General features: G+C 47.1%; 9 protein-coding genes. 2 read left to right on the top strand and 7 right to left on the bottom strand.

The annotated features are described in order from the left end of the window. Window positions 1-127 precede the first annotated feature (127 nt). Complete coding sequence (gene ppnN, locus N5P32_RS12715; RefSeq protein ID WP_265729409.1) at window positions 128-1,501, bottom strand: nucleotide 5'-monophosphate nucleosidase PpnN; 1,374 nt, start codon at window positions 1,499-1,501, stop codon at window positions 128-130. A gap of 132 nt (window positions 1,502-1,633) precedes the next feature. After that, window positions 1,634-2,539: a LysR family transcriptional regulator gene (locus tag N5P32_RS12720; RefSeq protein WP_265729410.1), complete on the bottom strand. Its 906-nt coding sequence runs from the start codon at window positions 2,537-2,539 to the stop codon at window positions 1,634-1,636. A gap of 122 nt (window positions 2,540-2,661) precedes the next feature. Here N5P32_RS12720 and N5P32_RS12725 point away from each other — a divergent pair, with 122 nt between their 5' ends. Next, window positions 2,662-4,284, top strand: coding sequence for an NADH-quinone oxidoreductase subunit L (locus N5P32_RS12725; protein ID WP_265729411.1), 1,623 nt, complete (start codon window positions 2,662-2,664; stop codon window positions 4,282-4,284). 9 nt (window positions 4,285-4,293) lie between these two features. Then, window positions 4,294-6,747, top strand: a complete 2,454-nt coding sequence (locus N5P32_RS12730; protein ID WP_265729412.1) for a YbcC family protein — start codon at window positions 4,294-4,296, stop codon at window positions 6,745-6,747. Between the two features lie 7 nt (window positions 6,748-6,754). Here N5P32_RS12730 and N5P32_RS12735 read toward each other — a convergent pair whose 3' ends face one another. The 5 genes from N5P32_RS12735 to N5P32_RS12755 form a co-directional block, all read right to left on the bottom strand. Further along, complete coding sequence (locus N5P32_RS12735; protein WP_265729413.1) at window positions 6,755-7,972, bottom strand: MFS transporter; 1,218 nt, start codon at window positions 7,970-7,972, stop codon at window positions 6,755-6,757. 84 nt (window positions 7,973-8,056) lie between these two features. Beyond that, on the bottom strand, window positions 8,057-10,903 hold the full coding sequence (locus tag N5P32_RS12740) for a M16 family metallopeptidase (RefSeq protein ID WP_265729414.1): 2,847 nt from the start codon (window positions 10,901-10,903) through the stop codon (window positions 8,057-8,059). Window positions 10,904-11,002: 99 nt separating this feature from the next. Next, window positions 11,003-12,241 (bottom strand): hypothetical protein, encoded by a 1,239-nt coding sequence (locus N5P32_RS12745; protein ID WP_265729435.1) that lies wholly within the window; start codon window positions 12,239-12,241, stop codon window positions 11,003-11,005. Beyond that, window positions 12,141-13,856 carry a Plug domain-containing protein gene (locus N5P32_RS12750; RefSeq protein WP_265729432.1) on the bottom strand — a complete coding sequence of 572 codons (1,716 nt, stop codon included), beginning with the start codon at window positions 13,854-13,856 and terminating at the stop codon, window positions 12,141-12,143. The genes N5P32_RS12745 and N5P32_RS12750 overlap by 101 nt, the downstream gene beginning before the upstream one ends. After that, window positions 13,832-14,815: a DUF4880 domain-containing protein gene (locus N5P32_RS12755; protein ID WP_265729415.1), complete on the bottom strand. Its 984-nt coding sequence runs from the start codon at window positions 14,813-14,815 to the stop codon at window positions 13,832-13,834. The genes N5P32_RS12750 and N5P32_RS12755 overlap by 25 nt, the downstream gene beginning before the upstream one ends. Between the last annotated feature and the right edge of the window lie 5 nt (window positions 14,816-14,820).

Genomic DNA, 14,820 nt, shown 5'->3' on the forward strand with positions numbered 1-14,820 from the left:
ACAACAACCAAAAACAGAAAAGGGCTTCACGAGAAGCCCTTTTTTAGTATCACTGTATTAACAAAGCATTGGTGAGCGTAGTCACCACCTAGCTAGAGATGGCGTCACGAGCGCAGTAGCCATCCAGTTAATCTGTGATCACCTTATAACAGGGCACATAAGCACTGCCCGGCAACTTCATCCGTTGCTGACGAACAAACGCCTGCAACAACGCATCTAGTTTCGCCAATAAGGCTTTGTCCCCATGAATTTCAAACGGTCCGAATTCCTGAATATACGCCACACCTTGGGCTTTTACATTACCAGCCACGATAGACGAGAAGGCACGACGCAAATCCGCCGCCAACAAATGGGTCTCTTGATTAAAGTGCAAATTTAACTCGCGCACTTTCTCATGGGTTGGTTCGAATGGGTGCTGAAATTCTTCTGGAATGTGCAACTTCCAATTGTAGTAAAACGCATCTTGATGGGCTTTACGATACGCACGAACGTCTTCCATGCCTTGCTTCATCACACGCGCTACTTCCACTTCATCTTCGATGATGATTTGGTATTTGCGTTGTGCTTCTTCACCCAATACATCGCCGATAAAGGCGTTAATTTGCTCGAAATATTCCGCGCTTTCTTTTGGCCCTGTAAACACCAAAGGAAACGGCACATCGGCATTTTTAGGGTGTAGCAATATGCCCAAGATATACAAAATTTCTTCTGCGGTGCCGGCACCACCCGGGAAGACAACAATGCCGTGCCCAGCACGAACAAAGGCTTCAAGACGTTTTTCTATATCCGGCATGATAACCAACTGGTTCACAATCGGGTTTGGCGATTCGGCCGCAATAATGCCCGGCTCCGTTAAGCCAAGATACACACCGTTTTTAATGCGCTGTTTAGCGTGGGCGATGGCGGCGCCTTTCATTGGCCCTTTCATCGCCCCCGGCCCACAGCCAGTGCAAATGTTCAATTCACGCAAGCCCAACTCATGGCCTACCCGTTTGGTGTAATCGTACTCATGACGCGCAATCGAATGCCCGCCCCAGCAAACCACCATGTCTGGCGTTTGGATTCGGCGGAACACATTGGCGTTACGCAATAACTCAAACACCACATTGGTTAACTTGTCAGAGCTGGCATTTTCTAAACCACGCCCTAGGTTGTATTCATGCTGAGTAAAAATAATATCTCGCAATACACTGAACAGCATTTCACGCACACTGCTGATCATCTTGCCGTCCACAAAGGCACTGCCCGGCGCATTTTTAAGCTGTAGTTTCACGCCACGTTCTTGCTGAACGATGTTAATTTCAAAATCTTTAAATTCTTCCATGACAGCCTGAGGGTCATCGGAATCACTGCCACAATTTAGGATAGCCAAAGCACAGCGGTGAAATAGGTCATGAAGTGGACCAGACTCTTCAGACAAACGAGAAATCTCATCCTGAGATAGCATTTCTAATGAACCTTTCGGTGCGACTAACGCATCAACGCGATCTTCATACTGCATGATCGCCCTCCTTCTTCTCATTTTATTAGTGTCTATAAATTCAGTTATCTTTAAATATACTGGTCTTGGATTGTGGTTTTATCAAGCATTAAGCTCAAACTTGCTAAAAATAGTCATTTTTAAATCAACTATTTAGAGTGAGTGATCGACCGCATACTGGTGAATAGCCATCTTGATCAAATCCAACACGGGCTGTGAAGTGAACTTGCGCGGCATGGTAATGGCGTAGAAGTTTTCAAACGCTTGTGGAATGCTTTCGTAATCCTGCAACACAGCCGATTGAATCTCATCTTTTACCACCACTGGCGGCAGCACAGACAAATAGCCACTGTCTCTGGCCAACAATCGCAACATTGCCATGTCATCCACTTCCGCTTTGATGTCTGGCTGATATTGATGTGTGGCGCAAAAAGATTCAAAGGACGAACGAATATCGGTGTTGCGCCCCGGCACCACCCATTTTTTGTTTTCATAACCTTGGGGAAACGGCGTATCCGGCTTCTCCCCATAAGGCCCAACAATCGCCACCGCTTGCCTTGCCACCAATTGATTACGCCAGGTGGTGTCGTGGCCTTCGCTTAAAATGGCCCGATTGGTCAACGCCAAATCCAATTCATGATTCACAAGGCCATTGAGCAAATCGGTCATGCCTCTAGAAGACAACGAAAAATCCACGTGTTCGCTTCTTAGCAATGGCGCAATAAAGCTCTCGATAAAGTTTCGCGACAAATTACTCTGCACACCAATGGTGATGTGCTGCACCTGCGTTACGCTGTCTTTCTGGATAAATTTCTCTAACTCTTCACCGGTATTAAAAATGTCTTGCGCGTACGCCAACACGCGACGGCCCACATCCGTCAGGACTAGCTTACGTCCTTGGCGGATAAATAATGCCACGTCCAAACTTTGCTCTAGCTGTTTTATCTGCGCAGACAGCGCCGACTGTGAGATGAACAAAGCTTCCGCCGCCTCCGTCAAACTTGGGCTCTTGGCCACTCGCCAAAAATAATACAAATGGTGGTAATTCAATCGCGCCATGAACAACAGCCTTTGATACATAATATAAAGTGAACGTTTTTTAACAATATATGTATTTTTATTAACAAAATAAAGTCTTCATAATCGCCGCCACTTGTTCAACCCAAAAGATGTAGGTAGTTATGTCGCTTATCGCGTTAAGTTTTTTGCCGATTTTCATTCCCTTCATGCTGTTTCTTGGCGGCTACTCTCTCGGCCGAGAAAACAGCCAATCCATTGCGCTAAAAGCCTCTCGATTAAGCCTTGTATTACTGATTATTTTTCTCACTACTTTTCCGGTGAGCTACTTTTTCACTGACGCTTGGCAATCGTCTGCACTCATCCGTCATACGGCTCTCAACCAAATCATGCTTGGGCTGGTGACGGTCATGGGTTGGGTCTTGATTAGCTTTTCGCGCCACTACATGGCAGGGCAAGCCAACCTTAATCGCTACTATCGCTGGCTCATGTTTACTTTAGCGTCTGTCGCCATCACGGTGACGACCAACCATTTGGTGGTTTTTTGGCTCGGTTGGTTAGGCATCAGTTTATCGCTCAACAACTTATTAACGTTTTATGCGGATCGCCCACGCGCCATTCTTGCGGCTCATAAAAAGTTCATGCTGGCGCGCGTTGCTGAGCTGTCTTTGCTTGCGGCCTTTGCTTTGCTTTATCAGCAATACGACAGTTTATACATCAACACCATTATCGATACCGCAGCGGCTCAATTCGATGCAGGGGTTCCCTTGCACTGGCAAGCACAGGTAGCGGCCTGTCTGATCGCATTGGCCGCGTTAATCAAATGCGCTCAACTGCCATTCCATGGCTGGTTAATTCAAGTGGTCGAGTCGCCTACCCCCGTCAGTTCATTGTTGCATGCCGGAGTGATTAATCTGGGGGGGTATTTGCTGCTGTTGTTCACTCCTGTGGTGGCGCAAAGTTCCATCGCAATCTGGCTTTTGTTATTGGTGGCGGGCTTGTCGACTCTCGCCAGCGCCCTGATTATGACCACCCGTATCAGCGTCAAGGTGCGCCTTGCGTGGTCGACGTGCGCGCAAATGGGCTTGATGTTGTTGGAATTCGCTTTGGGGTTATACGAGCTGGTCTTGCTGCACTTGCTCGCCCATTCGTTTTACAAAGCTTATTCATTCCTCAACTCTGGCAACGCGGTGAATGACGCCATCCGGTTGCGACTTTCCAGCGCCGCGAAAACCAGTTTTCAACAAGCTCAGACCAGCAACACGGTCGTACCCAATGCCCAAACATGGCTGATGGCATTTTCTATCAGCCTCGCTGTGGTGATCGCCATTCGAAGCCTATTTGGATTCGACGGTGCATTTAGCGCTTGGTGGTTATTTGCGCTCGCACTCACGGTTCTGATTGTGCAATGGCGTACGTGCGAGCATTCTCCGTCGATCATTTACACCATCATCATGGGGGGATTTTTGTGTGTCATTTACGCCGCACTCAAACAGGCCATGCATTATGTCTTGCCAAGCTATTCCACCCTAACAGTACAGGCTTTCTCCCTTGCGGACATCTGGGCGATGATTTTATTCAGCCTGCTCTTTGTGCTGAGTGCGTTGTTGCATTATCAAGTTCGCTGGCGCGCAGTGCGTCGCTTATCCATTGCGTTGTTTGCAGGGCTTTATCTGGACGAATGGCTGACACGTTTGGTGCTGAAATTTTGGCCTGTCACCTTACCCGCCAGAACCAAGCAACAACACCACGCCAAATCCACTCATCAACCGTCGCTAAAACCTTAGGAGCATTGCATGGACATCAAGACAACACCGACATTAAACATGCAACAAAAAGACCTATTGCTTGATGCGGCCAACACAATCGCGCCCCATTGGCCATTGGATAAACTGATCGCGGTGAACCCGCTGTGGTCATGGGTGCATAGATCCTTTGATGAAGCCGCCAACAAGCTGTCTGCCTTGGCGGGCATCAAAACGTACTTGCCGATTGATACCTATCGCAATTGGTTCGATGAAGGTCGAATTTCGCAGGATTGCCTTGTGAAAGCCGCCCAGCATTATGATCTCAACGTCGCGCCAGACGCCTTGTTAGAAGCCCTATCGCAAACCAATAGCCAACCCACACCGTGGCGCAACCTTGCCGATCTTGCCGACCAACAACGCCCTGCCAATAAAATGTCTTGGCATGATGAAATAACCCATCAGGTTAGCCAGTTTTGCGCGGCACATTATCAACAACAAAGCCCAACTCTGCGACAACAGAACCTCGACAGCGAACTCGATCTTTACAGTCATTGGCTAGAAGTCACCAATGAAGATAAAGGTTTGAGCATCATCATGGGCGAATCCAAGCTAACCGATTTCTTCCATCTCTTACCCAGTGACAAAGACGCTTTATTTGCTCTCGTTATCGAAGAATTGGCCTTGGACGATCAAACGCTGCATTTTTACGCACAAGCATTGTTGCAAGACATCAATGGTTGGAGCAGCTACTTGGCTTACTTAAATTGGTCGAAAGGCGATAACAACGAAAGCCTTGCTCATGAAAATCATGTGGCGTCTTTGCTCGCCATCAAAATGGCGTGGGAATGGGTTGTTTGGCGTTACCTAAAACACACATCGCCTGAATTACACACCACCATAGAGTCAAATTGGTCAGCGCAAAAAGTCGCCATTCCAGAATTGATTCAGACCCACCACAAGGCGTTGTTACCCTCCAAAATTTGGGCGTTGGCATTGGAATACAGCGAACAATCCGCATTGCATCGAACGCTGAAAGCGAAGAAGCCTTCGTTAGAAAACTCATCCAGACCGGAGCTACAGGCCATCTTTTGTATCGACGTTCGCTCCGAAGTCTTTCGTCGTGCATTGGAAAAACAATCCGATCACATTCAGACGTTGGGCTTTGCTGGATTCTTTGGCTTGCCCATCGAATACCAGGCGAAGGACAGTCATTACGCCCGCCCGCAACTTCCCGGTTTGCTGTCTGCTTCCATCACCGTCACGGAATGCACCAGCGACCAAGACCACGTTCACCACCAACAAAAAGAAGCCCGTTGGCACCGCTGGGGACACGCCGCGCCCGCCTCCTTTTCCATGGTGGAATCCATGGGCTGGTGGTACGCCTTTAAAATGTTCAAACAAACCCTCTTCTCCAAGCGACAAGAACACCCCGCCAACCGCCTCGCGCCAAACACAGGCTGGCAATTGACTCAGCAAGGTGCCGCTTTAACCGACCAAGACAAAGCCAATTTGGCAAAAGGCATTTTAGACACCCTAAAACTGACACACTACGCGCCCATCGTTATGTTAGTCGGTCACGGCAGTCACACCAGTAACAATCTCCATGCGGCAGGATTAGAGTGCGGCGCCTGCGGTGGTCAAAGTGGCGAAGTCAACGTTAGGGTATTGGCGTCATTATTGAACGACAGTAAGGTACGCGCCTTACTCAACGACATGGACATCCATATTCCGAGTGACACCCGTTTTGTTCCCGCGCTGCACAACACCACCACAGATCAAATAACCTGCTTTGACCAAATAAAAGGCTCGAAAGGCAGCGACAGCAAAATAGCAATCGGGTTGAAAGAAACAGGCTGGTTTGACAAAGCCAAAAGCGCAGCGCAACAAGAACGAGCGGCAAAGTTAGACACGTCCTTGCTGAACGCTTCCGACAAACAACGTTCGAAAGCGTTTACCAAACGCGCGAACGACTGGTCGCAAGTGAACCCTGAATGGGGGCTCGCCAATAACCAAGCGTTTATTATCGCGCCGCGCCAACAGACTCGTCATCTTGACTTACAAGGCCGCAGCTTTCTGCACGATTATGACCAACACAATGACCCTGACTTCAGCATTTTAGAACGCATTCTTACCGCGCCCATGCTGGTCACTCACTGGATCAACATGCAATACAATTTATCCGTGACGGATAACTTCAAATTCGGCTGCGGCAATAAAGTATTGCATAACGCCGTTGGCGGCAACATTGGGGTGTTTGAAGGCAACGGCGGGGATTTGCGCATCGGGTTGTCCATGCAATCGTTACACAATGGTCAACAATGGATGCACACGCCGGTTAGGTTAGCGGTTTATGTGGCAGCGCCTAAAACCGCCATCGAACAGATCGCCGCCAAACATGACATTGTTAGACAACTGATCGATAACGGCTGGCTGTATTTGTTTCATTGGGAAGGCGACAATATCCAGCGCTTTTACCAACAGCAATGGCAAGCACCTGAATAAAAAAACCTCAAGCCACAGCGGCACGCAAGCGTGCCACTGGACGCTCATCAATCACAATATGGATCAGGGCGGTAATCAGCGCGATCACACACGCCGCCCACCAAACCACGTCGTAGGAACCGGTTTTATCGTACAAATAACCGCCTAGCCATACACCGCAGAAAGAGCCTAATTGATGGCCTAAAAACACAATCCCATACAACAATCCCATGTAACGCAGACCAAACATTTGCGCAACCAATCCCGATGTCGGTGGCACGGTCGCCAGCCACAACAACCCCGTCACAATGGAAAAGATGTACACGGACACGCTCGTCATCGGCAAGGTCATAAACAAGGCAATCGACACGGCTCTTAACGCATAAATAATGGTCAGCAGTTTTTTCTTCGAATACTTCCCAGCCCAGCTACCTGACAACAAGCAACCAAAAATATTGAACAACCCGATGAGCGCCAAGCTCGCAACGGCGATATCTGACGAAAACCCCTGATCCGATAAAAAAGCAGGCATGTGAACCGTAATAAACGCCAACTGAAAACCGCACACGAAAAAGCCAACCACCAGCAACCAATAATGAGAATACGCGCTGGCTTCATTCAGCGCCTCTCTCATGGTTTGTGCGGCTTCTGGCATGGCATTGCTGTTGGCCGAGTTTTTTTCTTGGCGAAATGGGCTAGACAACAGCACCATCATCAAAGCACAAACGGCCATCAGCACCAGCGCATTGCTCCAGCCATACGCAGCAATAAACTCTTGTGCGACTGGGATCACCAACAATTGCCCAGCAGAACCCGCTGCACTGCCCAAGCCCAAAGCAAAAGAACGTTTTTCTGGCGACACCATTCGCGCCATCGCAGGCAAAACCACACCAAAGCCTGTCGCCGCGATGCCCATTCCCATCAGTACGCCAGCGCCCATATTAAGCCCCAACACACCATCAGCACCTGACGTCACATACAATCCCAGCGCGTACAAAGCAGCGCCAATGAATAAGGTTTTTAAGGTGCCGTAACGATCGGCAAATGCCCCCGCAATCGGCTGAAATAAGCCCCAACACAGGTTTTGCAAGGCCAAAGCAAAAGCAAAGACTTCACGCCCATAACCGAACTCTAAAGAAATCGGCGCCATAAAAAAGCCCATCGATGAGCGTAGGCCAAAGTTAAGCGCTAACAGCAAACAAATAAGCGCTATGGAGACACTGAGTAACTTCACGGGACGCGACATAAATATGTTCCTAATAAGTGGGATAAATCCTATTAATCGTTCCACATCATATTGATGCCTCCGCGATAAGTCGAGCGAGAGCCGTTACTCTTTGGGACGGAAGAAGCCAATGACCCGGTCATTAAACGACAAGTGCTCTACAAAAGCGTTTAGCTTGGCTTCGCTCAATGCCAGTGACAGTTCATCCATGTCATTTAAGTATTGGGCATTGCCATAAAATCGCTCACTCAATTCCAAACGATGGGATAACGTGCCGTCAAAATCATTGGCCAAGCGGTTCTGTTCCACATCGGCAAACGCTTCTTGTATTTCACTTGCCCATTCCGCCGTCACCATAGACGGCCATTGCGCCAATACGTCTGTTGTCATTGTTGCTAAATCATCCAGTCGTGCTGGCGCACTGGAATATTGAATCGACAATTCGGCACGGTTGGTTTCTTTATTTAATTCAAGACCGACGCGCACGCTGTACACGCCTTGCACTTCGCTGCGCAAGCGTTGCTTTAAAATGGTTTCTAAGCGCTCACCCAAATACGTCAGTTGCAGCGCCGCCGAAGGCGACCAAGGAACAGCCTGATAAGCGTAAAATCGATATTCTGCTTTTGGTTCCGTGTTCAGCGACAGATCAACAACACGATTGCCCGCCAACTGTAAAACTGATGTGGTTTCGTCGTTTACTAACGCAGACTGGGACAACTTCGATGCTGATAAATCACGAGGCACCGTGGCCAGATATTGCTCGACTAAGGCTGTAATATCACTTTCTGGTAATCGCGACACAATAAAATATTGCACAGGCAACGCCACCTGTTTTTGGCGAGTTTGCTCTAGTTTCTCTAAGGATAGCGGCGCTAAATCAGCGACCGTCAAGGTCACATTGTTTGACTCAAAACGCGCCTTGGCGATACGACGAGAAAACGCTTCAATGGGTCGAACCACGTCAACACTGGCATTTCGTTTCAAACTGGCCATTACCGTGTCGTAGACATCATGATCAATGTGAGGGGTCACTTGATTGACATGATAAAGCCCCAGTAACGATTCGATTTTTTCATCGTCAATCGAAGCTCGATACACCAAATTTTGTGCCTTTTGTTTCGAAGACAATGACACCTTGTTGTCTTTACGCCACTGTTGAAACTCGTCATCACTCCAACCGTACACGCCGGTGGCCTCCGACATTTGTACCGCTATTTGTTCAGCCCAAGTGGAACCTTGCTTGACATGATAACCAGCAGCGGACACCGCCGTGAAATAGCTTTTGGTTCCCTCACCTGATGCTTCTATCTGATAACGTTCAGCCAGAACAGTGGGATCAAGTAAGGTAAGAGAGTCGCCATTGGATAACGACCAACGTGACACGCCCAATTCCGCATTTCTCGACGTAAGCGTCACCGTTCCCTTTTGGGTTACCTCTGGCAAGGTTTTTGCTGCCACAACGTGTTCTGTTTCTAACGCCGCAAGCGGACGTGATTCCATCTCGTGAAAAATGGCATCAACGGACTCAACGCTTCCAATATTCACCGCTTTTCCGCCCACCGCTTGCGTGTATAAAATACGATCTGGCGAAGACAACCACTGCCTCAGTCGTGCATTCACATCGGCTAACGAGATGCTGTCGACCAAACGTAAGATACGATCATTACTTTGCTGAGGATCTGGCAGTACCTTATCCGACGTCACGGCTTCCACCATTTTGATCGACCAAATAGTGCCCCTGCTTTTCGCGGCGTCTTTGTTTCGCTTTGCGATATCCGTGACCTTTTGACGAATCTGATCAAAATCTTCTGGCCAAAATCCGTGACGCTTAATGCGCTCAAGCTCTTGTACTAACGTTTCTAATCCTAAGGAGTGATAACCATCGTCCACATTCACCGAAAAGCCCAAAATCGCCACATTGGGCGAAACGGTGCCTTTGGTACTGGACAACACGCGCACATGCTCAGGCAATACGTCTCTTTGACGGCGAATTTGCTGAGTCAACAAATTACGCGTCATGTAATCTATCAATCCGTTACGACGCCCTTCATCCGACTCGTCTGGCGTGCTTTTGAAGCGGTATAAGAAGGCCAATTGATTCCATTTATTGCCTGCGTCTTGCAACTGACCGATTTTGAGACGTTCATCAAGAACGGGGTCTTTAGGGTGTCGCTTTGGCAATGAACGGCGCGGCTCTTTACCAAACACACGCTTGATCTCAGCGGTCAACACACTGCTGTCCATCGGTGAAAAAATCACCAGCGCCATATTATTAGGCGCATACCAATCGTTATAAAACGCCTGTAACTGCTCGGCAGGGGTGTGTTGAATTGAGTCTTGCGTGCCAATAACAGGACGTTCTGGATACAAAGAACCCACGCGTAACAAGGCTTTCTTGTCGTCATTGATTCGAGCACGATGGCTGAGTTTTCCTCGCCATTCTTCCTCAATGATACGTCGCTCTTTGTCCAAAGACGGGGCTTTTATTTGAGCGTGGAACGCCATTTTTTGATAAATGTCCAATACTTGATTCAAACGCTCAGGCGTGGTGTTTTTCAAATTCACCATGTAGCGGGTATTTTCGCTGTTGGTCATGGCGTTAAAATCCCGCCCCTGTTTAAAGCCCATATCTGTAAAGGCTTTTCGCACACCATTCGGCAAACCGTCACTTTCATGAAACACCATGTGTTCCACCATGTGCGCGACGCCCAGCTGGTTTTCTTCTTCATCAATAGCGCCAGACAACACCACCAAATTGGCCATCGTTAGACCTTTCGGCGCGTCTTCTTCCTGCCTTGAATCAAACAAATAATACTGGAAACCATTGTCCAAGGTGCCATGCACCACTCGTTTATCCCAAGGCAAACCGTCGCCATTCGCTTGCGCTTGAGCGGCAAAAACACACAAGCAAGTTATCCCAACGACATTCAAAATCTTTTGCAAAAAAAGCATAAAACAGCTCACAAAAACGTTATTCAAAAACAGCCATAAACAAATGCTCGACAGAGCATTTGTTTACAAGAAAAGAAAGGAGATACAAGGAACATCAGCTTAAAATCGCATGCCGACTTCCATAGAAATTTTTCGACCGGAAGTATAAGACTGGGTACTAGAAATACTTGAAGTCGTTGTCGAAACAACATCGTCAAATAAATTGGTGACTTTTACTTGAAGGTAGCCTTCACTACTAGAGAAAATTGGTGGGCGCCACTGTATCTGCGAATCTACTGTAACAAGATCATCAAAGTCCTTATCTTCGTAAATATCAAGCCCGTTATCGGGATCGTTAACTTTTGAATCCTGAGCCACAGTACCGCCACTTTTCACATTAACAAAGTTACTCCAATGAAGATGCCAAGCAGGAATAACCGTATTTGAGCTAAGTTTCACAGTAAATGGAATATTGTAATCCCACGATGGAAGCTCACTAATATCGATAACTTTGCCTTTATAAAATACAGGATCCTCATCTAATACTTCATCATAGGCAGCATCACTTTGTGAATTGGATTTACTTTCCTGCCAACCCACCGCAAAAGATAAACGTGTATCAGTGCCTAACAGGGTAAATGGTGTTCGCTGATCAAAGGAGAGTGATACACTGTTAGTGGAGCTTCTCCCTTCATTATTGTAATAATACAGTCCATCTTCATCTTTAGCCTTGTGCACGGCATCACGACTTTCTCGGTTAACCAGTTTCAACATGGCGTCAACTGGCCCCATTCTCTGAGCCCATGCAAGCATTAATTCATCAGAATAAGGCGTATCTAAATCATAATCAGATAGCGATTTATCTGTTTGTGTTGTTATTTTTTTAACACTGCCATCCGTTGTATAATTATACGTCGTATTAGTTCTCCAAGAAGCAAGCGTTTGATTAATTTCATACTTTAAGAAACTGCGACCATAATAACGACTAGCACCGCCGATTAAACGAGTACTTTGGTCGCCAAATACATTCCATTCAACATTCGCTCTAGGGGCCACATTCACATTATTTAAAAGGGTTTCTTGATCCACCCTAACCCCTAATGTTGTCTCCACATTTCCTTTGGTAATAACATCTTGGAAATATACACCATAGCTTTCGTAGTTTTTCTCAAGCTTATTGGCAGCAATAACCAGTTTTGCTGATAACACTTCCTCGTCATACGAACTACAGGTGTAATTGACTTTACAGCGATAGGTATTACCGATTATATCCCCATCCACACTGTAGAAAGCATTGGTATGGGTTAAATCCCCCCACAGTAAAACGATGATCTGTTTCACCAAATTGAATTGCATCATGTGCCCATTTAGTACTTAAACTAAGCCTATCCTGCTGTTGAGTAATATCACCATACCCACCTTCAAAGTATGTGTTCTCGCCTTTTTGTAGCGGCAGATATGAAGAGTATGTACTGTAATCAGAATCTAGAGTATCCATAGATCGATCAAATCCAGCGGTCACGGTCAATTTACTATTGTCGAAATGGTAATTTGCATCAGATGACATACCATAGGCTTCATGTGTACGAGTAAATGGAGAGGTAAATGAGGTGGATGTTATTCCCGTATAGTAACGATTTGAATATTTCAAGCTAAAACCTAAATCTAGCTTTTCACTGGCCTTAATATCGACTCTTCCCATGATGTTATCAACCGTATCATCGTAATACACTGTGTTTCTCTGATCATCAGATAGGCTCGTATAGTATTGTAGAAATCGTGATGTTTTTCGAGAGGCCGTGACTGTACTAGAAACCTTATCGTTCCAACCTTTAATAGCAGTAACCGAATAATTTTGCTTTTTATACTCTGGCGTATAGCTGCCATCATACGTATCACCATAATCAAAGCCATCGTCAACTGACTCATCAATATGAAATTTTTCCCACGTATCTTTCGATAATCCATACTTGATAAATACAGAATCTTCACCATCATAGCGTTTCAGTTTTGCGTCAATCACTCCTCCCATAAAACCGCCATATTCAACAGGAATATTACTGTCGTATACCCTAACCTCGCCAATAGCATCAGCATCAATATAATAACTCTGCGGTGAGCCTCCAGATAATGTTGATAGGTTTGTAGGCCCGATGGGGTCATTGTATGTATCACCGCTGCCGCTTGAGCCTGGATCAAAGTCACTAGATGTATCAATACCATCAATCATAAAAGCGTTTTGATAATAATCTTGACCATGAATAGAGATTTCATCAGGACGAAGGCTGGCACTACTTCCTGAATCACTACTATCGCGACTGTAGTTAACGGCTGTGTTTGTTCGAAGTAAATCGGTTAAATTTCCACCTTCGGTTGGCATGGCTTCTATCTCATCCAAGCCAATCGTCTGCACACCCGCTTCTGTTCTATTTTGTTGACCTTCCACCAACAAAGGCGACATCGTAATGCCGTTTTCATCTGTGCTCACCGCATTGGGATCAATCAGAACAACGCTGTTTCCCTTACCCCGGACATAAGATAACCCCGTTCCCAAAAGCAACAAATCCAATGCTTGCGTCGTTGAATATTCCCCTTTGAAGCCCAGTGTACGCTTGCCCGACAGCAGCTCTGCGCTGCCTCCCAAATACACACCAGACATGGCAGCAAAGGTATTTAACGCTTGCGCTAAGGCTCCCGCCGGCACATCGTAATAACGCACACTGACCGAACTGACTTCGGCATACACAAAAGAGGGAACCGCAACGCCACTGGCAAACGCGATGCTTGCTGATAACAGCGTCAAGGCACTACGGCGTTTCAAAACATGCACTGAAGGAGTAAATCTCATAAAAATCCCGTAATAATAATGCTTATTACTACTATTACCGAATGAGAGAATAAAAAGGGGACATAAAAAAAGGCATGAATGAACGTTTTTTTTAAACAGCGCTAAGCGACCGTGATACTCGTCCACCAAGGAAGAAGTCGTTTGACCTGAATATCAAAGGTGTTTTCCAGCATATCAAACACCAAATTAGCATCTTGAGTTGGAAATGTACCAACCACTCTAAGTGACGCCACAGCAGGATCTAGATTAATAAAACCATGACGATAGCGCCCTATTTCCGCCACAAATTCCGCCAATGGCATGTCATCAACAATCAACAACCCATTTCGCCACGACTCATACATGGCCAATACAGGCCGCCGATCTCCGACCATATCCTTCGTAAAAATGGCCTGCTCTCCAGCGCGAATCACCGTCTGATCGTTGCGCCCCAGCGGAGAAAGCGAAACACGGCCTTCATATACCGCCAACACCGCCCCTTGATTGGGAAGGTGACGCAAACAAAAGCGAGCGTTCTCTGCGGTCGAAGCCATAAGCGCGTGTTTGCATGTCACACTGAACGGTCGACTATCAGACCCATTGGTAACATGAAACAAAGCCTCACCGTCTAACAGAGCAAAATTCCGATTGCTCGAAGCAACACGATTCAGTGCGCTGTTGGTGTTCAGCCAAATTTTATTGCCAGCGTCTAAATCGTAAGCCGCCACTTGCCCAACTTGGGTATGAAAATCCGCCATCCAGGCAGACGCTATTCTGGGCAACGGTGTTTCGTTCCACCCCATCCAACCCAATGCCGCAACGCCCGTTACGCCTAACACGCCTTTCATCAACTGACGACGGTTCATGGAACCACCACTCTCCAACACATAGCCCGCAGACTGACGCATGGCATCATTTTGGAAAGAAGAAAACATCGCTCCAACTGACTCCACCTGAGACCACGCTTTGCGGTGTTCTTCACTGTCATTAAGCCATTGCTGCCACGCGACTCGATCCGCCTCAGAAACGGGCGGATCCGACAATACGGCAAACCATTCTGAAGCGGCTTCTAATTGAGCAAAGTTGGAAGGTTGAGAAGACGTCATAACAC

It is taken from the genome of Marinomonas pontica, assembly GCF_026191375.1.
GTDB lineage: Bacteria > Pseudomonadota > Gammaproteobacteria > Pseudomonadales > Marinomonadaceae > Marinomonas > Marinomonas pontica.